Source organism: Prosthecobacter fusiformis, assembly GCF_004364345.1.
In the GTDB taxonomy this organism is placed as follows: domain Bacteria; phylum Verrucomicrobiota; class Verrucomicrobiia; order Verrucomicrobiales; family Verrucomicrobiaceae; genus Prosthecobacter; species Prosthecobacter fusiformis.
The window spans coordinates 1,502,954-1,528,390 of record NZ_SOCA01000001.1 but is presented as its reverse complement, the minus strand read 5'-3'; the positions used below and the strand labels follow the sequence as shown (position 1 = coordinate 1,528,390).

At 55.2% G+C, this 25,437-nt stretch carries 19 protein-coding genes and 1 rRNA gene; 7 read left to right on the top strand and 13 right to left on the bottom strand.

Annotation, left to right across the window (positions count from 1 at the left end; translation table 11 throughout):
• Positions 1–176: 176 nt before the first annotated feature.
• The 4 genes from rrf to EI77_RS05980 all read left to right on the top strand — a co-directional run bounded on the left by rrf (position 177) and on the right by EI77_RS05980 (position 3,360).
• A 5S ribosomal RNA gene (rrf, locus tag EI77_RS05995) occupies positions 177–292 on the top strand.
• Positions 293–382: 90 nt separating this feature from the next.
• Entirely contained in the window at positions 383–1,039 is a 657-nt protein-coding gene (locus EI77_RS05990) for a phosphoadenosine phosphosulfate reductase domain-containing protein (RefSeq protein ID WP_133793825.1), read from the top strand.
• A gap of 26 nt (positions 1,040–1,065) precedes the next feature.
• Entirely contained in the window at positions 1,066–1,974 is a 909-nt protein-coding gene (gene cysD / locus EI77_RS05985; protein ID WP_133793824.1) for a sulfate adenylyltransferase subunit CysD, read from the top strand.
• 45 nt (positions 1,975–2,019) lie between these two features.
• Complete coding sequence (locus tag EI77_RS05980; protein ID WP_133793823.1) at positions 2,020–3,360, top strand: sulfate adenylyltransferase subunit 1; 1,341 nt, start codon at positions 2,020–2,022, stop codon at positions 3,358–3,360.
• 179 nt (positions 3,361–3,539) lie between these two features.
• On the opposite strand, the gene EI77_RS05975 is transcribed toward EI77_RS05980, so the two are convergent.
• Positions 3,540–4,082 (bottom strand): outer membrane protein assembly factor BamD, encoded by a 543-nt coding sequence (locus EI77_RS05975; protein WP_133793822.1) that lies wholly within the window; start codon positions 4,080–4,082, stop codon positions 3,540–3,542.
• Positions 4,083–4,267: 185 nt separating this feature from the next.
• Between EI77_RS05975 and EI77_RS05970 the strand changes: the two genes are divergently transcribed.
• Entirely contained in the window at positions 4,268–4,894 is a 627-nt protein-coding gene (locus EI77_RS05970) for a lysophospholipid acyltransferase family protein (protein WP_133793821.1), read from the top strand.
• Between the two features lie 21 nt (positions 4,895–4,915).
• Here the strand turns inward: EI77_RS05970 and EI77_RS05965 are convergent, their stop codons facing one another.
• From EI77_RS05965 to EI77_RS05950, 4 genes are all read right to left on the bottom strand, one after another.
• Positions 4,916–6,358 (bottom strand): sulfatase, encoded by a 1,443-nt coding sequence (locus EI77_RS05965; protein WP_133793820.1) that lies wholly within the window; start codon positions 6,356–6,358, stop codon positions 4,916–4,918.
• A gap of 10 nt (positions 6,359–6,368) precedes the next feature.
• A complete protein-coding gene (locus EI77_RS05960) occupies positions 6,369–8,333 on the bottom strand; it encodes an FG-GAP repeat domain-containing protein (protein WP_133793819.1) in 1,965 nt (654 codons plus the stop codon).
• A 109-nt stretch (positions 8,334–8,442) separates the two neighbouring features.
• Positions 8,443–9,762 carry a LamG domain-containing protein gene (locus tag EI77_RS05955; protein ID WP_133793818.1) on the bottom strand — a complete coding sequence of 440 codons (1,320 nt, stop codon included), beginning with the start codon at positions 9,760–9,762 and terminating at the stop codon, positions 8,443–8,445.
• A 38-nt stretch (positions 9,763–9,800) separates the two neighbouring features.
• Entirely contained in the window at positions 9,801–11,105 is a 1,305-nt protein-coding gene (locus EI77_RS05950) for a sialidase family protein (RefSeq protein WP_133793817.1), read from the bottom strand.
• A gap of 261 nt (positions 11,106–11,366) precedes the next feature.
• On the opposite strand from EI77_RS05950, the gene EI77_RS05945 reads away from it, so the two are divergent.
• Together EI77_RS05945 and EI77_RS05940 are read left to right on the top strand one after the other, a co-directional pair.
• Positions 11,367–12,779, top strand: a complete 1,413-nt coding sequence (locus tag EI77_RS05945; RefSeq protein ID WP_133793816.1) for a Gfo/Idh/MocA family protein — start codon at positions 11,367–11,369, stop codon at positions 12,777–12,779.
• 16 nt (positions 12,780–12,795) lie between these two features.
• The gene (locus EI77_RS05940; protein WP_166647066.1) at positions 12,796–13,728 is read left to right on the top strand and encodes a GNAT family N-acetyltransferase; all 933 of its coding nucleotides are present in this window, start codon (positions 12,796–12,798) and stop codon (positions 13,726–13,728) included.
• 6 nt (positions 13,729–13,734) lie between these two features.
• On the opposite strand, the gene EI77_RS05935 is transcribed toward EI77_RS05940, so the two are convergent.
• The 8 genes from EI77_RS05935 to EI77_RS05900 form a co-directional block, all read right to left on the bottom strand.
• Positions 13,735–14,181: a nuclear transport factor 2 family protein gene (locus tag EI77_RS05935; protein WP_133793814.1), complete on the bottom strand. Its 447-nt coding sequence runs from the start codon at positions 14,179–14,181 to the stop codon at positions 13,735–13,737.
• Positions 14,182–14,192: 11 nt separating this feature from the next.
• Positions 14,193–16,169: an SUMF1/EgtB/PvdO family nonheme iron enzyme gene (locus EI77_RS05930; RefSeq protein ID WP_166647065.1), complete on the bottom strand. Its 1,977-nt coding sequence runs from the start codon at positions 16,167–16,169 to the stop codon at positions 14,193–14,195.
• 244 nt (positions 16,170–16,413) lie between these two features.
• Positions 16,414–19,089 (bottom strand): hypothetical protein, encoded by a 2,676-nt coding sequence (locus tag EI77_RS05925; RefSeq protein ID WP_133793812.1) that lies wholly within the window; start codon positions 19,087–19,089, stop codon positions 16,414–16,416.
• A gap of 20 nt (positions 19,090–19,109) precedes the next feature.
• Positions 19,110–20,351 carry a DUF1501 domain-containing protein gene (locus tag EI77_RS05920; protein ID WP_133793811.1) on the bottom strand — a complete coding sequence of 414 codons (1,242 nt, stop codon included), beginning with the start codon at positions 20,349–20,351 and terminating at the stop codon, positions 19,110–19,112.
• 15 nt (positions 20,352–20,366) lie between these two features.
• Entirely contained in the window at positions 20,367–22,721 is a 2,355-nt protein-coding gene (locus EI77_RS05915) for a DUF1549 domain-containing protein (protein ID WP_133793810.1), read from the bottom strand.
• A 29-nt stretch (positions 22,722–22,750) separates the two neighbouring features.
• Positions 22,751–23,707 (bottom strand): hypothetical protein, encoded by a 957-nt coding sequence (locus EI77_RS05910; protein ID WP_133793809.1) that lies wholly within the window; start codon positions 23,705–23,707, stop codon positions 22,751–22,753.
• Positions 23,704–24,255, bottom strand: coding sequence for a sigma-70 family RNA polymerase sigma factor (locus EI77_RS05905; RefSeq protein ID WP_133793808.1), 552 nt, complete (start codon positions 24,253–24,255; stop codon positions 23,704–23,706). Before EI77_RS05905 ends, EI77_RS05910 begins: the two co-directional genes overlap by 4 nt.
• A 93-nt stretch (positions 24,256–24,348) precedes the next feature.
• The gene (locus tag EI77_RS05900; protein WP_133793807.1) at positions 24,349–25,416 is read right to left on the bottom strand and encodes a sialidase family protein; all 1,068 of its coding nucleotides are present in this window, start codon (positions 25,414–25,416) and stop codon (positions 24,349–24,351) included.
• Positions 25,417–25,437 lie beyond the last annotated feature (21 nt).

Below are 25,437 nucleotides of genomic sequence, written 5' to 3'. Positions count from 1 at the left end.
AGATACTAATCATCCGTTTGTCTTACATTGCTTCCATTTCAAATCAGACACACCGTCTGCCTTGACCGAAATTGTTTTTTATCCTGTATGCAGTTGTCAGGGAACTTGGAGTTCCTTGCCTTCAGACACCTGACCAGTTCAAACAAGCGCAAGCTTGGATGACCTCTGATCAGAAGTCTGGTGGTCATGGCACAGTGGCACCACCCGTTCCCATTCCGAACACGGAAGTGAAACGCTGTTGCGCCGATGATAGTTGGGCGATAGGCCCTGCGAAAGTAGGTCGCTGCCAGTTTATACCCCCTCCTTCAGCAATGAAGGTGGGGGTTTTTTATGATACTCTTTAATTGCAGACCTAACAGATATACTTTATCGGGAATCAATCATGACACCTGAAGAAATTCAATCCATCAACGAACGCCTCCAGGGGGCAACCCCTCTTGAAATCATCCGCTGGGCAGTGGAGCAAGCGCCAGAGGGGGCCATCGTGACGACGAATTTTCGTCCGTATGAGGCTGTGATCTTGCATTTGGCGACTCAGGTTTCACCTCAGATCCCGGCACTGTGGATTGATCATGGGACGAACCTTCCTGAGACTTATCTGTTTGCGGAGAAGACGCGGGTGAAATTGAACCTGAATTTGAAGCCTTATCTGCCCAAGATGACAGCCGCTCATTGGCTGGCGCTGAATGGTGGCCAGGTGCCAATGCCGGATGAAGTGGAACGTGTGGAGTCCTTTAGCCGGATCATGAAGCTGGAGCCTTTCGAGCGTGGTATGCAGGAGCTGGCACCAAAAGTCTGGATCACGGCACTGCGGAAAGAGCAAAATCCACAGCGGGCGGCTACGCTGCAACCGGTGATGTGGGATGCCAAATTTCAGTGCCTGAAGATCAATCCGATCCTGGAATGGACGCCCGTGGAGATGGATGCCTACCTGGCTGAGTATGACCTCCCAAATGAGCGGACTTATTATGATCCGGCCAAGGGTGACGAAAAGCATGAGTGCGGTCTGCACGCCAAGCTGGTCACTGATAAACAGTAATTTTTCATCCCGATTTACTCCGACGAATGTCCTCCATCACGCATCTACAGTTCCTCGAAAGCGAAGCGATTTTTATCCTTCGTGAAACCGCTGCCCAGTTCCAGAAACCCGCATTGCTTTTCTCTGGCGGCAAGGATTCCATTGTCATGGCTTGGCTGGCGCGGAAGGCTTTTTACCCTTCCAAGCTGCCGTTTTCCCTGCTGCATGTGGATACGGGGCATAACTTCCCGGAAGCAATGACTTACCGTGACTGGTTCGTTGAGGAGATCGGCGCAAAGTTGGTCGTGGGCAGTGTGCAGAAGAGCATTGATGAAGGCCGCTCCCAGGAAGAAAAAGGGATCAATGCGAGTCGCAACAAACTGCAGACGGTGACGCTGCTGGATACCATTGAGGAGCATCAGTTTGATGCCTGCCTTGGTGGTGGCCGACGCGACGAAGAAAAGGCGCGCGCTAAAGAACGCTTCTTCAGCCATCGTGATGAGTTTGGCCAGTGGGACCCGAAAAACCAGCGCCCTGAGCTCTGGAACATCTTCAATGGTCGCAAGCATTTCGGTGAACACTTCCGAGTGTTCCCGCTGAGCAACTGGACCGAGATGGACATCTGGCAATACATCCGCCAGGAAAACATTCCGCTGCCGAGCCTGTACTTCAGCCACAAGCGGAAGATCATTGAGCGGCACGGGCAGCTCCTGGATACGGAGACCGGTTTCATCCCGCTGCTGGATGAAGAAAAACCGAAGGTGAAGGAGATGGTGATCCGTTTCCGCACCGTTGGTGATGCGACCTGCACTGGCGCGGTCGAAAGTACGGCGAGCACCATTGATGACATCGTGGCCGAAGTGGCTGCTGCAAGACAGACGGAGCGTGGAACACGCGCCGATGACAAGCGCTCCGAGACGGCGATGGAAGACCGCAAAAAAGAGGGTTATTTTTGATCTTACGAGACTCGCCCGAAACGCAATTTATACTTTTCTGATCTCATGGACGTTCTCGTCAATCCTACTGAATCCTCTCTTCTTCGTTTCACCACAGCCGGTTCTGTGGATGATGGTAAAAGCACTCTCATTGGCCGTCTGCTTTACGATTCCAAATCAATCTTTGAGGACCAGCTTTTGGCCGTCGAAGAATCCTCCAAGCGCCGTGGTGACGGGCATGTAAACCTGGCACTTTTGACCGACGGTCTGCGTGCTGAGCGTGAGCAGGGCATCACCATTGATGTGGCTTATCGTTACTTTGCGACTCCGAAGCGGAAGTTCATCATCGCGGATACACCGGGGCACATTCAATACACGCGCAATATGGTGACGGGGGCCTCGACGGCGGACCTGGCGATCATTCTGATTGATGCTCGGCTGGGGGTCATTGAGCAGACAATGCGCCATACTTATCTGGCGAGCTTATTGCGCATTGGCCACGTGGTGTTGGCGGTGAACAAGATGGACTTGGTGGACTTTGACCAGGCGGTTTATGATAAGATCGTCAGTGAATATATGGCCTTTGCGGGCGGGTTGGAAAGCCTGCCGAAAATTTGCCCTATCCCGATGAGTGCGCTGAACGGCGATAACGTGGTGGATCGCTCTGCGAATACGCCTTGGTATACGGGGCCTAGCCTGCTGGAGCACTTGGAGACGGTGCAAGTGTATGCAGAGACGGCGGCAGATCCTGCCCGCTTTCCGGTGCAGTGGGTGATTCGCCCGATCTCGGATGCGGCGGATGCCCGGCTTGGGAACCTTCATGATTATCGTGGCTTCGCCGGCCGTATGGCGAGCGGGACATTCAAGGTGGGAGATGAAGTCATCGCCTATCCATCGGCGATGAAGTCCACCATCACAGGCATTCACACCTATGAAGGGCCGCAGGAGGAAGCGATCCCGCAACTGAGCTATAGCCTGACACTGGCGGATGAAATCGATACAAGCCGTGGCGGGATGATTGTGAAGGCGAGCGAGCCGGTGGAAACGAACCAGGAATTCGATGCGATGATCTGCTGGTTTGCCGATAAAAAGACGCTGAAACCACGCAGTCGCTTTCACCTCCGTCATACGACCAATGAGGTGCGTGCGGTGGTGACGGATGTGCTTTATAAGGTGAACATCAGCACGCTGGAAAAATCCCAGGAGAGCAAGGAGTTTGGCCTGAATGACATCGGATCAATCCGGTTGCGCGTATCGGCACCGATCTTCTTTGATTCCTATGGGAAGAACCGGACGACGGGCAGTTTTGTCCTGGTGGACGAGCAGACGAATAACACGGTGGCTGCCGGGATGATTCTCCGGCCTGTGGTGGATGCCCAGGACGAAGATGCTGAAGTGGCGATCTAACGGGGCAACGACCTTATTAAACTAAGACGGCATGACTGGCAGCTTTGCCAATCATGCCGTTTTGTTTGGTGTGGAAGAGATGGATCTGAATAGTACTGCGTAACTGAGGAATACGGTGCTGTATCAGGAGCGGAGGTTTCGGCGAGCTATAGCTCTGGAGTGCTTAGGAGGGCAGCAAATCAATTTCCTGCGGTGGCGGCGCTGCTGAATATCACGGCGTGCTTGTCGTAGGTAGTGTTAGCTCCGACGATGCCGGCGAGGTACTGGATGGCATCGGTGAGGGGGAGGTTGCGCAGGTTTAGAGAAAGGGTCTTGGTGGCCAACGACTGATCTTTGATGATGATGTTGGGGATGATCTTGCCATCGGAAGCGGTCTTGGAAAGTGCGCGAAGTCCCTCCACGGCTTCTTCTAGGGTGACGTCGGAGAATTCAATCTTGGTGAGAACTACGGACTGATAACTGGCTTTTACAGATGCATTGCCCGGCTGCCTATGCGTGCGGATTTGGGCGAGAAGTGCGCGGGTTTCAAAGTGTTTTGGATTTCGTGCCTCCACCTGAGTGAGGAGTTGGTAGGCGGTTTCCATATCCCCCTTGTAATAGGCCGCGCGGCCCATCTGGAAGATCTGATTGACGTCATCCGAGGCAACGACGGCTCCTGAGCAAAGGGTCATCACTGCGATGACGGCCAAACGAACTCCAACACGTTGAATTAGTGCTTTCATAGTAGGGGGGAAGCTGAATTTCCTCATGCATTTCACCAGGAATAGTCGGAAAAGACAAGCCTCTATTTTGTGCGGTGCCAGCAAGGTTGCTGGCGAGTCTCGGTATTTGCACCTTGGGGATGAGAGGCATGGCGGCTGTGGTGAGCCTTGCACCGTTGTCTGCATGACTCTATGGATGGCGGCTCATGGCCAAGATAAGGATCAAAAACATCGGCAAGGTGATCGCGCTGCTTATGCGTGGGATCGGGGCGACGCTGCGGTTTGAAGTGGAGGACAAGGCGGGAGCATTTGATACGTCACGTCCCGGCTGGATCTGGGCGTTTTGGCATAACCGGATGTTTGTCATTCCTTACATTCATGAGCTGTGGTTCGCCCATATTCCCGGGGCCATTCTGAGCAGCCCAAGTGGAGATGGGCAGATCATCGCGGATGTGTGCGCGACCTTTGGTTTTGAAGCGGCCCGGGGTTCTAGCTCGAAACCTCAAAAGGGTCTGGCTGCCTTGATCATGATGGCTGAAAAGGTGAAGGAGGGACGTGACATCGGCATCACCCCGGATGGGCCGCGTGGGCCGATCTATCATCTCCAGCCAGGCATTATCAAACTGGGCCAGTTGACAGGCGGGATCATTATGCCGGTGCGGGTGGAATACAGCCGGGCGATCCGCTTCAAGACTTGGGACCAGTTTTTGCTGCCGCTACCTTTTTCAAAGGTGAAGGTGATTTTTGAGCCGACGATGACGGTGCCACGCAAGATGAGCGAGGAGGAATTTGAAGAGGAGCGACTGAAACTGGAAAAGGCGATGGGGCAGTAGGCTAAGGCCGACGTGCACGTCCTATTCCAAGACGGGTTTCCACCCTGGCTGGACGAGGGGTTTCATGTCTTGCAGCAGGCTGGCGTGCAGTTTGACGACGGTTTCTTCATCCTGGTCCAGGGAGATGTTGCGGGTTTCATCTGGGTCGGTCTGATGATCGTACAGCTCGGTGGCGATGGTGCGGCCGGTCTTCCAATCCCGCCATTCGGTATAGCGGTGAGTGGTGCTGCGGATGGTATAGCCCATGGCTTCTGGCGCGCCTTTGTAATAAGCAGGCCGGGGATGCTGCGAGAGGGCGGCGGAGCGGACCGTGGCAGATGAATCCACGAGGATAGCGGCAAGGCTGACGCCATCCACTGAAGCAGGAGGCGGCAGATGACAAAGCTCGGAAAGAGTGGGGTAGAGATCCATGAGTTCGGCCAGGGACTGGGTTGTCTGTCCGGCAGTTTTACCGTGGGGCTGGGCGATGATGAGGGGGACTCGTGTGTCGAGTTCAAAGTTAGAAGTCTTGGCCCAGAGGGTATGCTCGCCGAGGTGGTAACCGTGATCAGACCAGAAGACGATGAGGGTACTGTCGGTGAGGTGCTGGCGGTCTAGCTCGTCAAGGACGCGACCGATTTGGGTATCCATGTAGCTGATATTCGCCAGATATCCGTGACGAATTTCCTGGATGGCCTCGGGGGTGAGTTCGCGTTGTTTATCGCTACGGATTTCCCGGCCATTGTGCCAGGCGATACGGGGGGCATCGACGGGCCACTCCGGGTTCTTTGGCATGGGTACATCCTCACGCTGATAAAGGTCCCAGTACTTTTTGGGAGCATTGAAGGGGGAGTGGGGTTTCCAGAAACCGACGGCCAGGAAGAACGGTTCTTCTTTCTGTTTCAGTTCGCCCAGGGCCTTCACTGCCAGTGATGCTACACGACCGTCAAAGTAGGCCTCATCGGGTACATCACGGCATTCACATTTTGGATCTTGAGCGATGCTGGGTGGCAGCGCTCCTTCCACCCTGGCTTCGTCGGTGCCATGAGAAGCGAAGTGCATGACGGCAGGGACGCTCCAAGACTGTGGATCGCCGGGGATCTCGTGAATCCAGTTGTGAAACATCTTGCCGATGTTTTGGGTGAAGTAGCCGTTGTTTTTGAAGTGTTGTGGCAGCGTCACCGCGTCCGGTGCTATATCCCGGAAATGCGTGGGCAGATCCCAGATGCGCAGGTTATCCAGTCTTCGTCCGGTGAGGAGCGAAGCGCGGGAGGGATTGCACACGGCCTGCTGGCAATACGCGCGGTTAAAGACTAGGCCACGCTTTGCCAGGCGGTCCAGGTTCGGGGTCTTCACCACGGTGTTGCCATAACAGCCGAGGTCATTGCGGAGATCATCGGCAGCGATGAAAAGAACGTTCATTTTTTCGGCCCCGAAGGCCCCAATGCTGAGCAAGAGCAGGGTGGCGATAAACAGTCTTTTCATACAGTTCTGGCTAGCGGGTGATCAGTTTTTTTCCTGGCAGCAAAAACAAACGGCCAACTTCGTTGCAGATTAGCAGGTTAGGCCCGTCCTTGCCGAGCATGGTGCCAACAGCACCCGTTTCATGGGATCCACCCGGCTGAACGATGGCGTCGTTTTCATCCCGGAAGGGCATGGGCCGGGCAAAGCGGGGCTTGTCTACCGTGCCGGTGTTTAACATGAGCAAAGGTGTGCCCAGGGTTTTCTCGCCAATAACAGGCATGGGCAGGCCGGTTTTTTGGTCAGGGATGGAATTTACTCGGGAGGTGCCGATGACAAAATCCAGTTTTCCGTCCTCATTCCAGTCGAAGAAGTCGAGCTTGCAGCGTCCACTGCGCCCACCGATTCCACCGCTGGCACCGATGGGTTTGCCGTCCGTGAGCAGGAGCTTGCCGCCATCTTCGACGTTGTGGTCATCGATCCGCCAATAGAGGTGGAAATGGTCTTGACCATCGACCAGCGCCAAGGCCATGCGCGCCCCGATCTTCCCGACTGCGGGCCGTGCGCGCCACATGCCGCGTATGTCGATGCCATCGCAGTAAATCGGATGGGCTGCTTCCAACTGCGGCTGTTTTTTACTGCCGCGATTCATATAGACGAGGTAATCCCCGGTGATGTCTCCGGTGATGATATCTGGCAGGCCGTCCTGATTCCAGTCCACCACATTGGGAGAGAGGTAGCCCCAGCGGGCTTCCTGGATGCCTTGAAGACTGCCGGAGTAGCCTGCCTGCACTTGGATATCGCCCCCGCCCGCTTGGATGCGAGTGGATGGAAGAAAGCGTGGCTCCTCATTGCTGCCGATGTTTTCAAAGAAGAGGACAAAACCTTCTGAATTACCCACGATGATATCGAGCACGTCATCACCATTCCAGTCCACCGTTGTCGGGCTGGGCAGGGTGCCAGTGTAGAGGTCAGCTTTTTCCTGGAGAGCAGGAACAGGATCGGCATAGACTGGAGCGCCGTCAGGGGTGAATTTTCCTGTGAAGCGATAATAATAAATGGCACCTTCGCCGCCAGCTATGAGGTCTGAAAGGCCTGCGGCATTTGGATAAGCACAGACACTGGTGCTGATGCTGGGATGACGTAGCGCAGTGCCGTCCGGATCGGCGCAAAGGCGTTTCTTTTCCAGTTTGAAGCCTGTTTCAGCCTGGTTGTGGTAATGAACCAGGATGCCCTGGCGTGAGCCGGTGATGATGTCCCTTTCATGGCCCTGGCCCAGGTTCACCAGTGTCATCCGGTGCATGGCAAAAAAGACTTCCTGCCGTGTCTGGGTGATCTGTTTCAGGTCTTTTAGCGGTCCTTTGAGCAGGGAGGGCAGATGAGCACCAAAGAGATACTTGTAGCGTAATTCACCATTGGCGATGCCGGAGGAATTGAATGGCCGCCACTCTTCCGTACTGTTCCTGCCCGTATAAACTTTGGCCTCATGCGACATTTCAAAAGCCACGTCGTAACTGCTGTCCGCATTGGGCAGCATGGCGATGCTGGCCGGGCTTTTCAGCTCCTTTGGTAGCTTCAGACGTTCAGTCTCTTTGAACTCCAGGCCTTCCCGGTCAAACACCGTGTGAATCATCTCCTCCTTGTCAATCCACAGGCCGTGGGTCAAACCATCGGCGCTCTGAAAAACGATGCCCCGGATAAAGGGGCACTTTACAGGTACAGGTGGTGCAAAGACTGGAGCGCCATTTTCTGCGGTATCCACCCAGCGGCATAGATACATCACCTGTACACCGCCGCTGCCTGCGAGGAACAGGTCTGCACCTTTGCTGTTATAAACAAAGGATGAACCTAACAAATGATGATGCAAATTATCCAATGCCAACGGACCGCGACCATTCTTCGCCGCAGAGGCAAGAGGGCGGGTGCCCGGAGGCAGGGAAGGCTGAGAATGGCATGTCGCAGCACAAAGGATGAGGGCAAGAACAGTACGGAGCATCATATTTTTTACCGGGGTGTCAGCGTAACATCCTACCGACTGCGAGAGCCATCTGGGTCTGCTGCCGATCCCTGACTTCTACATGCAGAAACTTGTCCTCTAAATCCTGTGGCTATGGTGCCTGAATTTCCTCCACTTTTAAAGAGGCAGAGTTGTTTCCTTCATGTCCGAGGGCCGCAAGCTGGGCCATCTGTTCAGGAGTGAGCGCCTGGTTGAACACAGCCACGCCGCCGATGTAACCAGTGAAGCCGACACTGCGGCCGGTGTGGATGAAACGGCCAATGGTGAAAGGACCGCCTTCTTTTTCATCGGGCGGAGTGTATAGATCATGAGGGAACCAGAAGGGGTTGGCTTTCAAAGCGACGAGCTCACGTTTTTTGACCTGAGTGAAGCGGCCTTCTGCGTCTTTGCCCAGAATGACACGAACGCGGGTGAAGGGGTATTGATGGAGTTCGACACGCTCTTCCGGCGACTCCGATACCACTTCAATTTTCAGGGCTTCATCTTCTGGCGGCTGGTAATATTGGTCGGCAGGATAGTCTGGATCTTCGCCTTCCTGCAGGCCGGGCAGCTTGTGCAACTGAGCCTGTAACCAGCCATGGGCAGGCCATTTGAAGAAGTTTTGTTTTTCGGGTGATGTGATCCAGTAATCGGTGGCCTGGCCGTTGAGGTAGGCGGTGACGGTATTGGCTTTGTTGTCAAAGGTGAAACCGAGGAGGCTCCAGGTGGCATCGAGCATTTCCGGTGAGGCGTCGGGGGGAAGGGTGGGGATCAGCTCGGGGGTGACGGCGAGATTACGCGCGTATTTGTCACCAAAGGACTTGGCTCCGTTCTCAGAGACATGGACGGCAGAGGCACCGCTCTTCGCGCCTAAGCCGGCAAAGATGCCATACTGTCTGCGGCCTTGCTCGACACGAAGAATCGGACCTTTTTGTGAATGGAGATCGGTGCCTTCATGCCAGATACCCGCGATGGCATGGTTGCCACTTTCACGGACGACCCAGGCGACCATGGAGACAGACCCGCCGGGGCCTTTGACATCCAGGCCGGTATCGTGCAGGCGCTCGCGCGGGACCAGCAGGCAGGGGCGGAAGGTTTCGTCAGTCTCATTGAGAAAACGGACGGCCTGGCCAAAGGGACCGCGACCGAGCAGAGGAAAGTCCTCATAAGTCGCGGGGCGGCCCTGGCCCCAATAATCGTGAACATAGTTTGCGGCCTCGAGACGGAAATCGTGAGAGGAGCCAAGAGGTTGATGGGCCATGAACTGGCCTGTGGCCGGATCACGCAGAACGAAGTCCCACAGAGCAACGAAGCCAGACAGTTGACGGACGGTTTCTACCCGTTGCTGATATTCTTTGGCGGTGGCTTCGTCAGCCTGGACGTGGCAAGGGAGAAGCAGCAGAGACATGAGGGGCAGAAGGCGGCGGGTCATGAGGTGAACCTATCTTTAGCAGACAGCCGCTATAGAACTCAATACACAAGACTGCGAAACTTCTTCACCCGGTGGAAGGAGATGACGTTACCATTGTGGGCGGAGTACGCTTTTTCATCGCCGCTACGGCTGAGGATGCAGAGGTCTTCCCCATCCATGCACATGCTGGCGTAGTGGCGGGATTCTTTGGGGGTGGCACCGGTACAGACGAGGCCAGCGAAGCACCAGTCCATCATGTTCTTGGAGAAATGAAGTACAAGGCGGTGGCGCTCGTTATCCGGGGTGCCCCAGCGGTCTGGAGACATGCGGTCTGGGCGGATCATGGAGTCTGTCGATTGGGAGCCGAGCATCCAGTAAAGTTTGGTCTTTTCATCCCACAGGATGTGGAAACGCATCTGCCCGCCAGGGCAGGGCACATAGAGCATGGTCTTGCCCGCAGGAGACTTCACCAGGGTGGTCGTCATGCTGCCGTCATCGTTTTCTTTCACCTGGGCAATGGCGGCATAATTGGTTAAACCGGTGTGGGCACGCATCCAAAGATGAAAGGTTTTTCCGTGAGGATCATGCCAGATGTGGTCGGGATCAGTGAACTCGACCACATTGGTCTCCAGCCAGCCGAGGGGGGCAATGCTACGGCCTTTCGGTGGGACAAGGAAGGTGGCCTTCTTGCGATCTACGGGATGAAAGGGGATGCCGAAATAGTTGCTTTGATCCGCATCCCAGATGTCTTCAAAAACGAGTTCGCTGGCAAAGGTCCAGTTCTTCCGGTCGGTGAGGTCTGAGTCGGCTTTGGCCCGCATGAGCACCGGGGCTAAATCGCCGATCTGCCAGGACTGGATGCCCCGAAGAGGGGCATGTTTTTCCATGACGAGATAGATGTTCCCTTTGGCGAAATGGACATTGCAGGCGGACTGGTGCCAGATGCCCTTATCATTGAGGAAAACGCGATCACTCCACGTGATGCCGTCATCGTCGGAACGGATGATGCCCACTTTTTTGCTTCGGCCCAGGATGTAGAGAGATTTTCCGGCGACAAAAGGCCGGGCGAAGCTCATGTCGAAGTTCGCCCGGTGGATCCAGGTTTTACCGCCGTCATCGCTGGTGAGGATGCGGGCTTCATGGACCGCCTGTGCATCCGGCCCCACGGGTTTGCCAGCGGAGGAGATTTCATGCGTGGCTACCAGCCTGCCTGAGTCCAGGCGACAGATGCCGGGAGTATAACCATAGATGTGGCGAGGATTTGGAGATTCCCAGAGCGCCACATAATCCTGAGCGAGCGGGCGGATTTGAGCCTGGAGCTGCCCCAGGACGAGGAATAGCAGGATGGGAAATAAAAGACGCATGTGAAACTGAGCTTACGGGGCAGGCAGAGACGGATGCGAACAGCACAATCTATGGCACTTGAAGTCAATGGTCTGCCGCTGCCGATTCGGGACCTGGAGTGCGGATTCTTGACCCACGCGACTGAAGTGGAGGCGCATTTAGGCAGGGCATGGTAACAAGGTGATGGCTTCACATACAAACCTGATGGTTTGCAGGTCTGGGTTGCTGTTTTCTTGGAGAACCAGGTTGAGTCAGCGTACTTTCATTTCTTCTTTTTCCTCATGAACGAACCTGCCCCGACCAGCAACCGCCGCCATTTTTTGAAAACTGCTGCTGCCACAGTGGCTACTTTTAACATTGTGCCCCGCCATGTGCTCGGGGGGCCGGGTTTTGTGGCACCGAGTGAGAAGGTGAATGTGGCCCTCATTGGCGGAGGTGGGCAGGGCCACTCGAACCTGAAGAACCTTTTTCAACTGGAGGACGTACAGGTCATTGCGGTGGCGGATCCGGCGGAGGCTTATGATCACTCGAAGTCTTATGCCTATTACAAGGAGATGGGCGGGCGGATGCCAACGAAGGCCATGATCGAAAAGAATTATGCGGAGAAGACACCGAACTTCCGTTGTGCGGCCTATGAGGACTTCCGGGTCATGTTGGAGAAGGAAAAGGACATTGATGCGGTGCTCTGTGCCACGCCGGATCATACCCATGCCTTCATCTCCGTGCACTCAATGCGGGCGGGCAAACATGTGTATTGTGAAAAGCCGCTGACCCATAACATCTGGGAGGCGCGGCAAGTGTCCAAGGTCGCTAAAGAAACAGGAGTGGCCACGCAGATGGGAAGCCAGGGGCATTCATCAGTGGGTACGCGTGAGACCATCGAATACATCCAAGGAGGAGCTATCGGCACGGTGAAAGAGGTACATGTGTGGGTGCCTGCCACGCGCTATAATTTTGATCTCAAAGGCTATCCCACTGACAAGCCTGCGGCACCAGCCGGACTGAATTGGGATCTCTGGCTGGGGCCTCGGGACAAGCATCATTACCACCCTGCGTATCATCCTTTCTCCTGGCGTGATTTCTGGTGCTTTGGGAGCTCGGGGTTGGGGGATTTTGGGACGCATGACATGAACAGTGCCGTGCGTGCGCTGGAGCTTTGGTCGCCCACACTGGTGGAGGGATATGGCATTGGTTTTTCAAATGAAGAAATCGCGCCGTATGGTTCCCTGGTGCATTTCCACTTTCCTGCGAATGAGAAACGGGAGGCTATCAAGCTGACCTGGTATAGTGGTGGTGCCAAGCCTGCTCAACACGAAGCCTTGGGAGCCTTTACACTGCCAAGACGGGGTGCTCTTTACATTGGTGACAAGGGCGTGATCCAGCATGATGGCAGCGGGGGTGCGCCGCGTCTGTTCCCAGCTGAAAGGAGAGTCGAATACGGCAAGGCTGAGCCACGCCTGAAACGGTCCAATGGGCATCATCGTGACTGGATTGACGCCTGCAAGGGCGGTGCGCCAGCTTCTTGTCCATTTGATTACGGTGCGCAGCTTACCGAAACGGTGCTGCTGGGCGTGCTCTCCCAGCGGCTGGGTAAACCCATCAAATGGGATGTTGAGAACATGAAGGCGACAGGTCTGGCCGAAGCGGATGCCTTCATTAAAGAAGACGTTCGATCTGGATGGGAAATCGTGTAAATATATTCGTTTCCTTATGGCCCATCCTGTCACTCTATCCGTCCTGCTGCCAGAAGATGACGAAGCAACAGCACGTCTGATTCATGGTTCACTCGTCCAATGGTACCAAAGCCGACTGGGGCAGGGGGCAAGGTTTGGAGACAGCCACGTGCCATTCCTCCAGTTTCCACAGGTCTATGAAGCGCTGGACCCGGGGGAGGGGCTGGCGGCACGCGATTCGCAAACCCATGATTTGTTAGGCGTGTGTTTCACTCATGAGCGTGAGACGCATGTGGCCGTCGGTATTGTGGCCACATCACCGGAGGCGGCAGGTCGTGGAGTCGCGCGCCAGATGATGAATGCCGTATTAGAAAAAGCACGCCAGCTAGGCAAGCCTGTGAGGCTAGTTTCCAGCGCGCTGAATCTGGACTCCTTTTCTCTTTATACAAAGCTGGGTTTTGTGCCGGGCACGCTGTTTCAGGACATGATGGTGAATGTTTCATCCACCGGTATGACGGTTCCTGCTCCGGCCGGGGCGGAACGTGTGAGGGAAGCGAGACCTGATGAGGCGGCCAAGCTGGCGGACTTTGAGCACAGTTTGCAGGGTATCCGTCGTGAAAAAGACTTCGCCTTTTTTATGCGGAATGAGACGGGCTCGTGGAAGGTGCTGCTGGCGGAAAACGACAGTGGCGAGATGACGGGCTTTATCACACTGGGTCTCTCCTTTGGCATGCTAGGCCCCGGCGTGGCTGCCGATGAAGCCAGTGCTGCGGCACTTCTCTGGAAAGGCCTGGATCATATGCGTGGGAGCAGCCCTGTGTTTTTAGTTCCCTGTGCGGCCGCAGGGCTAGTGAAGACCCTCTATAGCTGGGGTGCGCGCAACCTGGAGCTGCACGTGGCACAAAGTACGTCTCCTGGCCCTGCGCCACGGGGCATTGCTTTTCCGACTTTTTTACCGGAATCTGCGTGATCTCGGTTACGGGGCAGCCGGTGGTAGCTTGCAGGACTGCCAAGCCAGAAAACGCCATTGTCCATCCTCCTGCCTCCAGACGGCCAGATAGCTGAGCACGCTGTCCATCTTGCCAGTCGCAGTCTCCGCCTGGATGCGCGTGCGCCCGGCCATGAGGGCGATGCCAGGGGCGGGGAAGGTGAAGTTCCGCTCCACATGATCATAGCCCACATATTTGGTCCGGCCTTCTTTGAGGATTGTGATCAGGCTGTCTTTGCTATCCACCACACCATTGGAGTGAGCATAGCGGAGGTCGCCAGAAAACACCTTTTTCAACTGGCTTTCATCTGCCGATTTCATGGCCGCAACGCGGGCGTCATCGGCAGCCATGACGGCGGTCAAATGGACATCCTCTGCGGCGTGTAGTGCGAGGGATATGAATGCAGTGAGGAATAACAAGAAGGATGTTTTCATGGTGATGCCTTTCAGTTAGAATGAGAGGGAAGGGCTTTAATCCAGGCGGTGTTAAACCAGTAATGATTCTTGCTGGTGATGAGCTGGATGGCACCGTCACGGGTTTGGGTTACGGCCAGATAGCCGCAGGGTTCAGCGTAAGTATCGCTCATGGTAAATTCGACCTGATCTATCGTGTTTACTTGGATTTTCTTACCGCCGGGAGTGACCAGCCTGCGGATGGGCCATGTCTTGCCTTCATCGTAAGACAGGGCGACGAAGAGACCGAAACCAGTGAATTCACCGCTTGAGTTCTTGAAGGTCATGCCGCGGCGGTTCTTCCAATCACGCCATTGGTCGGTAAAACTGCAGAATAGGATGGAACCGTCCTGCAGACGGATCATGGCAGCGCGTTGTACGCTGCTGATGGCAGGAAAAACAGAGGCTTCATAGGCCCATGTTTTGCCAAGATCCGCCGTGAAACTGACGGGTGTTTTAAACTGAAACTTTTCTTGGTCCTCAGGCGGATCCAATCGGCTCATGGCCATGATGCCGCCATCCTTGAGCTGGATCATGGGCGCATGAATGCCTGGATAACGGAATCCTTGCCCACCAGGCTGGAAGTCACTCACACGTTGCTTCACATCGTTGAAGGTCCAGCTTTCACCAGCATCCGTGCTCGTCACCAGACTGACCTGCCGGGAGTCGTGTCCCAGCACCAGGGTGCCATCGTGGAGACGAATGACCTGATTGCCAAACTCCCCGGGTGGCTGTATCAAGCGGGCTTTGGACCACGTCGCGCCATTGTCAGTGGAGGTGCGCACCAGATTTTCGCGCAGACCTCGAACGAAGTTGAACAGAGTCTTTTCTCCGTCCCACCAGACTTTGGGGGCGTGGTCATTGACGTCAGGGCCATCCCAGAAGACCGAAGCTGGTTCCCAGTCTGAAGTGCCCCGACGGAGACGGCTGGCGACGTTGCTGAGCTCGGCACCGTCTTCGTTGGCACAGGAGTACCAGACAGCCAGGAGATCCCCGTTCGGACACTCGGTGATGGACGGGCTGTGATTGTGCCTGAAGAACAAAGGGCCGTAGGAGTTGCGGGCGATTTTCACGAAGGGTCTGGGGCCTTCGAAAAGTGGAGCGTCCTCTGAAACGGTCGGGATCTTGGCTAGGCTTTGAGACACGTTTTGACCATTCAGAGGAGTTGGCGCAGGTGGTGTGTTTGCACCTTTGGGCGGAAGCCCCAGCACGACTCTGAAACCGATTCTGTCGCTGCTGGATTCCGGTAGCCAGGCTGAACGGTTGGCAGAGCGTAACACACGAGTGAAAATGGAATGATGCCCACCGCGGAATACGCGAAAATCACCATCGTTGGGTCCCAGGGCATCTGTTTGTGAACCCGTCTGATAAGGGCCATACCAATCAGCACACCATTCAGAGACATTGCCATGCATGTCCTTTAACCCCCAGGCATTGGCAGGGGTCTGACCGCCACGCAACATGTCCAGCCGAGAGACCTCTGTGCGGTATTCGGTTGGTAACACAGCCCCCTTAAAATACCGGTCACGAAACCCGATATCCGAAGACCACTTTTGAAACCCTGGAGGCAAGGAATCTCCTGTGTGGAATAGGGTGGAACTGCCAGATCGGCAGGCGTATTCCCACTCCGCCTCTGTCGGCAGGCGATAAGGCTGCTGCTCTTTGGCGGAAAGCCATTCACAAAAGCTGACGGCATCTTTCCAAGAGACCTGTGTCACGGCATCGGAGTCGGTTCCATGTTTGAGGTGGTCGGGTTTGAACTGCCGGTATTGTCCCAGGGTGACTTCCATCACGCTCATCTGAAAAGGCTGGCTGATGGTGACCCGATGAGCTGGTTTTTCATCGGCGTCCGCATCGTCGAATTTTTCTGGGTGCTTCATCATCTGATGGTCGGTTTCTGGCCCGTCTTGTCCCATCACGAATGTTCCCGAATCTATGCTCACAAACTGCATGCCGATGGAATTGGTCATGGGCGCAGCAGCGACAGCAGTGGAAAGAAGTGCACTGCAGAGACCAAGCCCCATCATGGTTATCCTGTGCTTAACTAACGATGTGGTGGGAGTCTTGCGAGAAGTCATCTGGGAAAGGTCTATGGTTTGCCAATGGTATGTTCACAGACATCAGCATGCCCTGGCAGGTACGCCTCTGGGAGCCGTTATCTCACATTCCTTCGTGCTTTAGCGCGGATGACTCCCTGTCTAGGCGGTCACCTGATCAAGGATGGCGATCAAGCAGAACGGTCTGCGAGGTCTGCGTCAGTCCATCGGGTGTGGTCATTTCGAATGACACGCGCACCTCTTCATCGTGGGGCTGTAATGGTAGGGTGAACTCGAAGGGGAAACGGTCATCCGTTTGTGTTTCACTGCGACCCGCCATGGTCACATGCAGCTTGGCAGACTTCACTTGGTCTTCGTTGGCAGTGAGGTAGGTATAAAGCCAAGTGAGTTCAGAGCCAAAGGACATGATCATTGCCTGTGCATCGCCTGAAGGTGTTTTGAAACGAAGATGTGTGGTTGCCTTTGTGGATGCAGGCTGGGCATTAAACTTGATCTGAAATTTGACGAGCGGAGCCAGTCCTTCGACCACTAGGCTAGTGATGCCTTTTGGAGAAAGCGAGACTTTGGCCTGACCGTTTTTGAAAATCAGCCATTCATCCTGAGCCTTGTTATCACGCCACATGCGGGCCTTGAGATCATGTTTGAGTCCGCCTTCGAAATAAGCGGGGTCAAGTTCTAAAGTGACGTCTTTGAGTTCGCGATCACACTCGTTCATCAGGGCAATGCACAGTTTGTTATCGCCCCTGCCAGTGACGTAGTTTATCTGTACACTGTCCGTTTTGACGAGGCCTTTGGGCATCCATGGTTGGACCTCTTTTTGATCATAGAACTTGCCCAGTGCGCCATAGACCTGGCTTTGCAAGAAGGCGTAGCACTCGGCATATTCACAAGGGAAATCGATGGCTCTCTGGGACCGGTCATAGGCTTCGGCCATGAGGTAATCGACGACCAGATTGGCCATCGGCAGCACATGATTGTAGTGGAAGGAAGTGGTCGGTTTTAGCTCCTCATGGGGGCGCAAGGGGAAGTCTGGCTTGTCATGCACGGTGGAATACATCGTGTTGAAATGATAGCCCGGGAAATTGGCGAACCGCCCGATCATGGCCGACCGCGCAATGTCTCGCAGAAAGTCATCGCCGGTGTCCTGGGCGATGCGGTGAAAAAAGGGCGCATGAGTGGCGAAGTAGAGCGCGATGCGCTGTACGGTGCCATTGCCTTCGCAGAGGAGGCCTTGCTCGGAAACCTGCCAGGCTGGCACCGTCTCTTTGGCGATGGGGATGAGGCCCGGCTGGGTGAGGGATCCGCGCTTTGGAGCCAAGCCGGATTCGTTTACGGTAATGTCTCCATCCGGCACGGATGGATAAAACCAGATGAGCTGGGCAAACTGTCGAGCTCCATGATGTGCTGCCGCAAGATGCTTCGGATCCTGAGTATCCTTATACAGCTCATAAAGGTCTTTCCAAGCAGGCAGCATGTATTCAAAGAAGGTGCCATTGGAAGCCTCGCTGAAATCTATGGGTTCTCGGAGTATACGTTCCGCGATGTATTGGTCCGCCTTCTGGCGGGCTGAATCCAGCCAGCTTTTCTGTCCGGTGGACCGGTACCGCCATAGATCATTCTGCCACGTATTTCCTGGGCTCACCCATTCGATGTTCAGGATGCGATCCAAAGGGTGAAGCCTTTCCACACTGTCGCCAAAATAGGGTGTGGCACCTTTGGAGAGACGGTGAAGTGCGGCCAGCTCGGACAAGGGGACGGCAGGCCCGGCCATTTTACGGGAGGGAATCTGTCCGCTTTTCATGCCTTCTTCATTGAGGGCAAAAAGGAACTTTTCCCGAGACATCAGAAACTCCAACAGCGGCACTCCCTGCTCTCGAAACAAACGTTCATTGTCAGTGACAAGTGCCAGGCCTAACGGATGTAAGGCGCTGACGTTTTTCACCGATCCGGGAGAATCTGGATAATAGAACGCACGGTTGGCCGCATCGAAATTTCCCCAGGGACCGAGGACGTAATCGAGCATGTTATCCAAGGCTGTATTCAATGAAACGAGCGTGTTTTCACGACGGTCTTTAAAGTCGCAGATTTGACGAGCGACATGCTCAAACGTTTCGCTGAGTGTCTTTGGCTGCACGACCAGATCCAATTCAAAGACATGCTTCGTTTGAGCCTCCATTTGCGATTCCTTCGTGCCCGGAAACGGCGCGAAGACGAGTGGCTGGGCCTGCCCGGCGGCATTGCGCAGTGTCACGCCGAAACGCCGGGTGAGGGAGGTAGGCATGGCATAAGGGAACTGGCCTGGAGAGGCGAAAACGCCCAAGGTGCCGCCCTTCGTCTGCACCAAGCAGCCAGGGATCGAGCAGATGTCATCAGGAATGAGGAAACTATCCCCAGGCATCCGACGGCCATTCCAGACTAGGGGTTGAAAAAGCTCGATTACCTCTGCCATCGGGGCCACTGGCGCACCGCTATAGGCGACGGTCCATACACCGGGCTTTTGAACCGTGAAAGTGTAGCGCAGCTTGCCATGAGAGAGTTCTGCCTCGAGTTCAATGGCTTCGTGGGTGAATTTCCAACGGGTGATCTCGCCCGCTTTTTCGATCGTTGGACGGGTAAGGGAGATGATCGCGCCGATTTTAAAGACGTCGCGTTCCAGACTGTTATCCGGGAGTTTGAAGGCCGGAAGGTTGTAAATGGGAGCAGCATTTTTTTGGCTCCGGAAGGTCAAGGAATCAGGTGAATGAATGGCAATGAACTCAGGGAGGAATTCTTGAGCATGTAGGGTGCTCACAAGAGCCAGCATCAATGCGCAGGCACAGGGAAGTTTTCTCATAGATCTGGATGGCGACTTTTTCAGACAAACAGATCCGTGATCACCTTGCCTTTATCGGCCACGGTAAAGGGACGGCCGGAAGGAGAATGCTCGACGTGTTTTAAATTCATTCCCAAGGCGTGGGCAACGGTGGCATTGAAGTCCTGCATGGTCACCGGTTTGTCAGCGACACGCTCGCCAGCCTCATCGGACTGACCGTAAACGTAACCGCCTTTAACTCCGCCTCCGGCCATCCACCAGGTGAAGACACCCGGATGATGTCCACGGCCGGCGGTGACTTCATTGATCTGCGGAGACCGGCCGAACTCGGTGGCCATGACGACGAGGGTGGAATCCAGCAGCCCACGCTGGTGAAGGTCTTCAAGCAATGCGGCCATGCTTTGATCGGCACTCGGGGTCATGTTTTGCATGGAGGCGACCTGGTCATTATGGGTGTCCCAATTTTGATCGTCCTCGACCTCAATGAAACGGACGCCGCTTTCCACCAGACGGCGGGCGAGCAGGCAGCCTTTTCCGAAGGTGTGGTCGCCATAGGCAGCGCGTGTCTTTTCAGACTCGAGGGAGATATCAAAGACTTTCAAGTCCTCGCTTTTCATCAATGCGACGGCCTCTTGTTGCACTTTCAGATAGGCCGCAGCGTCGCGATGGGGGGTGTGCTCGACGAAGCGTTTGCCCAGGAGCTGAGCCATCGCGCTACGGCGGCTGAATGCAGCCTCGGTCACTTTTTGCGGAAGCGCTGCATTTTGTAGCCCTGCCGCAGGGTCAACGATGGGCAGGGGGGCCAGATCGGCTGCCATGTAGCCACTGCCGGGATGGCCGGAGCTGCCGTTGATCAGGATGTTTCCAGGAAGCAATGGGTTACCGGAGCCGAGGAGTTTCGCTGCCCACGATCCTAGGCAGGGATGGGTGATGGTGGGTGTGGTGAAATAGCTCGTGTGTGCTAGGTAGTTGCCGTTTTCATGCACCCCTTGTGTGGATGTCATTGAGCGCACCAATGCAACATGTTGCATCTGCTGAGCCATGCGTGAAAACCATTCGGAAACGAGCACTCCATCGGCCCGTGTTTTGATGGTGCCGACGCCTGCCATCTCAGGCCTGCCAGGCTTCGGATCGAAAGTGTCCACATGCGAAAGCCCGCCACGCAGGTAGAGGTAAATAACGCTTTTAACTTTGCCCTTGGCGGGAGCCGCGTGGAGCATTTTCACGCCCATGCATGAGGCGGCAAAGGCTTCGATGAAGCGGCGGCGGGTGATGTCAGTCATGGCAGGCGAAAAGGTTTATTGGATGAAGAGAAATTCAGGCGAGTTCAGCAGACTCCAGATGAGATCATCCTCCGGCGTGGTGCTTTCTTGGGTGAGGGCGGCAAGCTGCTCCAGTTCCTCAGTATCCGCGCTGCGTACGAGGATGGCCCGATAGATGAGCTGCGTGCGTTGGGCGGCATCTTGAACTGGGCGCAATTGCGAGCGTAAAAACGAGTCACCATCCAAGACCTTGGAGGTGAGTTCTCCGTTCATCAGTGCCAGGGAATGAGTGGTATTGGGGGCGGTCTTGAAGGCATCAATTTCCCGGCGGTCTGACTGGCCAAACTGGCGCAGGAAATGACCCATCGGCAACGGCAAGGGTGTTTCCGACGCACGCAGCATATAGTGGGGTAGTTTGGACCAGCGAGGGTCCGTTTCCTTCGCATAGTAAAATCCGCTCATCTGGACTGAAGCCGCCATTTCTTCGAAACGTGCGTTCTCAGCCCGATGCTGAGTTTGCAGCCGACGTTCCAAGGCTGCATCACCCTTATTTCGGGCTGTCTTTCGTTCTGCGCTCTGCTCCGTCAGCCTTTGCAGATGAGCGCGGTGCTTGATGCGGTAGTCCATTTCTACGCGGGCACGCTCCAGCACTTGGTCTGGAGTCATGTCCGTCAGTTTCAGTAGTCTTTCTTTGTCCAGGTCGGAGTGATCATAGCGTCTCAAACCTTTCCGTTCATCGATGTCTTCTGCTAGGAGTGTCAGATAAGAATCCCAAACCTGCTCAGCCGAGAGACGCCTCAGCAGCGGACCTCTCAGCGCAAAGGCAGCGCCTGTCTCCGGTGTTTCGCGATCTGCATCACTCTGATACAATTGTGTGTTTAAAATCACGGCAAGGAAAGCCCGCTCGTCAAATTTCAGGCCAATCATGGTCTTCGTGAGAAATTCCAGTAGATCACCGTGTTCTGAGCGACTGATGGCGGACAGACTGTCCACGGGCTCCACCAGTCCTGCGCCCATGACTCGCTTCCACAAAAGGTTGGCAATGTTAGTGGCAAAACGTGGGTTGCGAGGAGAGGTCATCCACGATGCAAAAACCTGTCTCCGGTCCTCCATGGAAGCCGGTGCTTCATCGCCAAAAAGCGTGCGTGGCTCCACCTTCTTCCCCCGCGCTGAAGTGTCGTAGGCGTAGTCTTTGGGAAAGCGCAGTTGTTTGGTTGAATCAGCAGTTAGGCGCTTCAAATAGGAAATCGTCCGGCTTACCCCTTGGCGCAGGGCTTCATCGGGCCCCATTTCTTCCATGCGAGTCTTGATCTCAGGCCATTGCCTCACGTTGGCATCTGCATAACCTGAGGAGCTGCCCAGGTTGGTGACGCCATAAGTATAGGCCGCCATCTGAAAAAAGTCCTTTTGGGTAACGGGTTCCAGCGGGTGATCATGGCACTGGGCACACTCGATCCGGGTTCCAAGAAAGATGCGAGTCATGTTGGACATGTGGTCGAGCGGCATTCCCAGATCTCGGAGGTAAAAACCCACTGCTCCCGTTTGCCAGAGGTAACCCTTGGCGGTCAGGAGCTGCCGCACAAATTCGTCATAGGGCATGCCTGATCGAATGGAGTCCTTCACCCACGCATCGTAGAGCCACTTTGGCTGACCATTGATCTGCTGGGGGGCGATGCGCAGTTTATCCGCCTTCCAGTTAAAGGTATGGCTAACGTAACCTTCACCCGCTAGCAATTGGTTGATCAATAGTGCGCGCTTTTGGCTGTCGGTGCTTTCGAGAAAGTGAGTACTTTCCTCCAGGCTCGGGATGCGACCAGCAACATCCAGATACACGCGGCGCACAAATGTTTCATCATTCGTCGGCGAATTGGTTTTTGTGCCTTTTGCCTGGTGGTGCTTCGTTACCAATTGATCCACCTGAGCAGCGAGTTTTAAGGTCTCTTTTTCTATTAAAGGGGCACTGGTGATTTCCAATGGAGGGCTGCGATGCTCAAACTGTACCCACCCCCCGAAGTCCGCGCCTGTAGCGATCCACTGTCGCAAGGTCTCGCGCTCTTCTTTGCTCAAGGGCTGCGCACCACCTTCCAATGGTGGCATCACATCTTCGTCAGTATGGGGGAGCGAAACACGGGCGAGAAGGTCACTCTTGTCTGGATTTCCTGGCACGAGCGAGTCGCTCGCGAGAATGGCCTGCGCGGAATCGAGTTTTAAGCCGCCTTTGGGTTTCATCTGTTTCTCACTGTGGCAACTGAAGCAGTGATGATACAAAATCGGCAGAACGTGTTCTTCGAACTGAGGGGCTTTAGCCTCGGCTCCTCTCGAGAAAATAGCCATGATGATGCCGGTCATGATGGGCATCAGCGAGGCTGGAGTAACAAAATAAGATGACATATCGGATGTGAATCAATCTGAACCTTTAGTTAGGGAAGTGGCACCTCTGGCAGTCGTGCCAACGACACGCGAACTTGATCAGCATAGTGGTTTCCAAACGTGTCCAGCCGCTTTCCGGACTCCTTACTGTCGTGGGAAACGCCAATCTGGATCATTAGATAATCGGTCTCTGGAGGCAGGCGCAATTCGTTGCTGGCGCTCTGCCAGGATTGGGTGCCGTTATCGAGCTTGACCCGCGAGCTCTGTGAAAAGGCGAGCACATTGCGCCGAAGGTTAGGCATCGCTCCTCCTGCCTGGATCTCTTTCACGAGCTTGGCATCCAGTGCATACAGCATGAGCGTGCAAGAGATGGGGGTTGATGCTTCTTCAGCCGTGGCATTAAACATGGCAGACAGCCTAACGACGCCACTGCCATCTGCGATGTCGCCTTTGAAGCGGCGCATATCGAGCAATCTAAAGGTATCGCTGCTGCTGCTGTCCGGAAGGTGGGCGAGTTCATCGTCCCCGCGCAGGAAGCGCAGCATCTTTTTTCCATCTGCTGGCCGGATGCCGTCATGGGGGCCGACAACCTCGGTGAAGTCACCGCTCCATCTGCCGGGTGCGATCGGTTTGCCCCTTGCAAAAGGATTTGTGCCAGTCTCAAAGCTGTCATTGAGCAGAGAGAGGGTCTGCACCTTCCCGACGAGACCGAATCCAAAAACCATGGACGCACTGAATAGGCCCATAGCCAGACCTGCTGCGGCTGCTAACAATGGACGAAGGCGTCCCTTCCAGGATCTTACTTCGGCCACCGGGGCTGCGGTTACGGTGCAAGACTGGATGAGGTCATGCAGGCCATCCTCCAGATCCACATGGGCAAACCAGAGCCGACGTGTAGTGACATCATTGCGAAGGCACTCTTGTAGCTCGATGTTTTCTTCCGGTGTTAGGCGGCCATCTGTGCAGGCGCAAAAGAGCTGGTGGAGACGTCTGGGATCGGCGGTCATGCGTGTTCCTCCTGGAGCTGACGCTGCACGCATTCGGCAAGCATGCGGCGCAGATGGTTGAGCTTATTGTAGAGGGTCTGCGGTGCCCGATTCATTTTGACGGCCAGTTCAGTGATTCCTCTGGCCGAACTGTCCAGATAAGCCGCTCGGATGAGTTGCTGATCTTCACGGCCAAGTTTCCCCAAGCAAGTTTCCAGAGCTTGGATGCGCGATTCGCGCGCAGGTAAATCCTCCAGGCGTTCACTCCCCAGAGTGGCGAGCAGGTCATCGTCAAAATACACGGGGGAGCGGGCGGCGAGGCGAATGAAATTCTTGGCCTCGTAGAAACAAATCGTGCTGGCCCAGGCCATAAAATCAGTGCCAGGCTCAAAGGTGGCAAACTTCTGCCACATTAGTACGCTGGCACGTTGGAGTACGTCTTCAGCGTCCTGTCGGCGACCTAGCAGGCTCATCAAATACCCCATCAACTTTCCATGCGTTGCCGTGAGCACGGCAACGAATTCCGCATGGCGTTCATGCGGTGCCTCGGAAGCATGGTCGGGTAGCATTCACCATTGTATGTTCACCGCAGTCCAAATTTACCGGACAAAATGAAATAATTTTCGGGAGAGGGCAGTTGGCCGCCGCACAAGGCGTGAATGCTATTGAGGCCACGCACCCTTCACGATGGGCTTGCAGGTCAGTTTGGCCGGGTCCACGACGACATGTTTGATAAACTCCCGCCGCCAGGTGTAGGTGATGTGAACAAGCCCGTCAGCGGTCTGGATGATGGCCGGATAGCTGAATTCTCGGTTGGGTTCGTTCTCCAGGACAAGTGTGGCCTCCCAGAGCTTGCCGTCCATTGAAAGGGAAAGGTTCAAGGGTGATCGTGCGCCTTTGGTGCTGCCCTCGCGGTTGCCCGTATGGTTGTAAACCAGCAGGTGACGGCCGTCCTTCAGCGTGACTGCATCTGTGCCACTGTTGTTGTTAGGCAGGGCCATCAAGGACATCTTACCCCAGCTCAGGCCGCCGTCCTCAGACCAGATTTCGAAGAGCCTGCCTTGCTGAGTTCGGCCCAAGGCTTGCAGCTTGTTGCCTGGATGAAAAAGGATGCTTGGCTGGATGGCCTGAATTTCGTGGCCATCATTGACCGGGCCGATGTATTCCCAGGATTTGCCGCCATTGACACTGCGCTCAAAATGCACCCGCCACGAAGGCCCCTGGGGCGATGGAATTTCGACACTGGTCGGACTGAGGATGGAACCATCCGCCAGGATGACAGGCTTGTTTTTCACCGGCCCAAACAATCCGTTGTAGAGACGTTCAGGCCTGGACCAGGTGGCTCCGCCATCTTTGGATTCCTTCTTGTACGCCCACCACTTGCCCGTCTTGTAAAACAGCAGGAGTGGACCTTTGGGAACCTGGAACAGCACGGGGTTCAGACAGTTTACCCTAGGGTCTTCGGTCTCTGCCCCATTGGCCACTTCCACCGGTGGAGTCCATGCACCCTCCAGGTGCCGGGACAGCCAGATGCCCACATCCGGATTGCCTTCCTTGGTTCCCCCAAACCAGGCGGCCACCAGACCCGTTGGCGTTTCCACAATGGTTGAGGAGTGGCATTGTGGATGGGGGGCGGGATCAAAGATGAACTCGGTTTTGACGATGCCAGGCTGCTCTGCAATTGACAATGACGTGACCGATAAGAGAAGGGCCGATAACAGATGTTTCATGGTTTTGGAGAGGTGTAGGAA

What these genes read in the sequence shown, in the direction of transcription:
- EI77_RS05945 (WP_133793816.1), top strand. Translation starts at nt 11,367, where the DNA reads ATGAACGAACCTGCCCCGACCAGCAACCGCCGCCATTTTTTGAAAACT.
- EI77_RS05920 (WP_133793811.1), bottom strand. Translation starts at nt 20,351, where the DNA reads ATGACTGACATCACCCGCCGCCGCTTCATCGAAGCCTTTGCCGCCTCA.
- cysD (WP_133793824.1), top strand. Translation starts at nt 1,066, where the DNA reads ATGTCCTCCATCACGCATCTACAGTTCCTCGAAAGCGAAGCGATTTTT.
- EI77_RS05910 (WP_133793809.1), bottom strand. Translation starts at nt 23,707, where the DNA reads ATGACCGCCGATCCCAGACGTCTCCACCAGCTCTTTTGCGCCTGCACA.
- EI77_RS05990 (WP_133793825.1), top strand. Translation starts at nt 383, where the DNA reads ATGACACCTGAAGAAATTCAATCCATCAACGAACGCCTCCAGGGGGCA.
- EI77_RS05975 (WP_133793822.1), bottom strand. Translation starts at nt 4,082, where the DNA reads ATGAAAGCACTAATTCAACGTGTTGGAGTTCGTTTGGCCGTCATCGCA.
- EI77_RS05930 (WP_166647065.1), bottom strand. Translation starts at nt 16,169, where the DNA reads ATGACCAATTCCATCGGCATGCAGTTTGTGAGCATAGATTCGGGAACA.
- EI77_RS05935 (WP_133793814.1), bottom strand. Translation starts at nt 14,181, where the DNA reads ATGAAAACATCCTTCTTGTTATTCCTCACTGCATTCATATCCCTCGCA.
- EI77_RS05905 (WP_133793808.1), bottom strand. Translation starts at nt 24,255, where the DNA reads ATGCTACCCGACCATGCTTCCGAGGCACCGCATGAACGCCATGCGGAA.
- EI77_RS05965 (WP_133793820.1), bottom strand. Translation starts at nt 6,358, where the DNA reads ATGAAAAGACTGTTTATCGCCACCCTGCTCTTGCTCAGCATTGGGGCC.
- EI77_RS05900 (WP_133793807.1), bottom strand. Translation starts at nt 25,416, where the DNA reads ATGAAACATCTGTTATCGGCCCTTCTCTTATCGGTCACGTCATTGTCA.
- EI77_RS05960 (WP_133793819.1), bottom strand. Translation starts at nt 8,333, where the DNA reads ATGATGCTCCGTACTGTTCTTGCCCTCATCCTTTGTGCTGCGACATGC.
- EI77_RS05925 (WP_133793812.1), bottom strand. Translation starts at nt 19,089, where the DNA reads ATGAGAAAACTTCCCTGTGCCTGCGCATTGATGCTGGCTCTTGTGAGC.
- EI77_RS05980 (WP_133793823.1), top strand. Translation starts at nt 2,020, where the DNA reads ATGGACGTTCTCGTCAATCCTACTGAATCCTCTCTTCTTCGTTTCACC.
- EI77_RS05955 (WP_133793818.1), bottom strand. Translation starts at nt 9,762, where the DNA reads ATGACCCGCCGCCTTCTGCCCCTCATGTCTCTGCTGCTTCTCCCTTGC.
- EI77_RS05915 (WP_133793810.1), bottom strand. Translation starts at nt 22,721, where the DNA reads ATGTCATCTTATTTTGTTACTCCAGCCTCGCTGATGCCCATCATGACC.
- EI77_RS05940 (WP_166647066.1), top strand. Translation starts at nt 12,796, where the DNA reads ATGGCCCATCCTGTCACTCTATCCGTCCTGCTGCCAGAAGATGACGAA.
- EI77_RS05950 (WP_133793817.1), bottom strand. Translation starts at nt 11,105, where the DNA reads ATGCGTCTTTTATTTCCCATCCTGCTATTCCTCGTCCTGGGGCAGCTC.
- EI77_RS05970 (WP_133793821.1), top strand. Translation starts at nt 4,268, where the DNA reads ATGGCCAAGATAAGGATCAAAAACATCGGCAAGGTGATCGCGCTGCTT.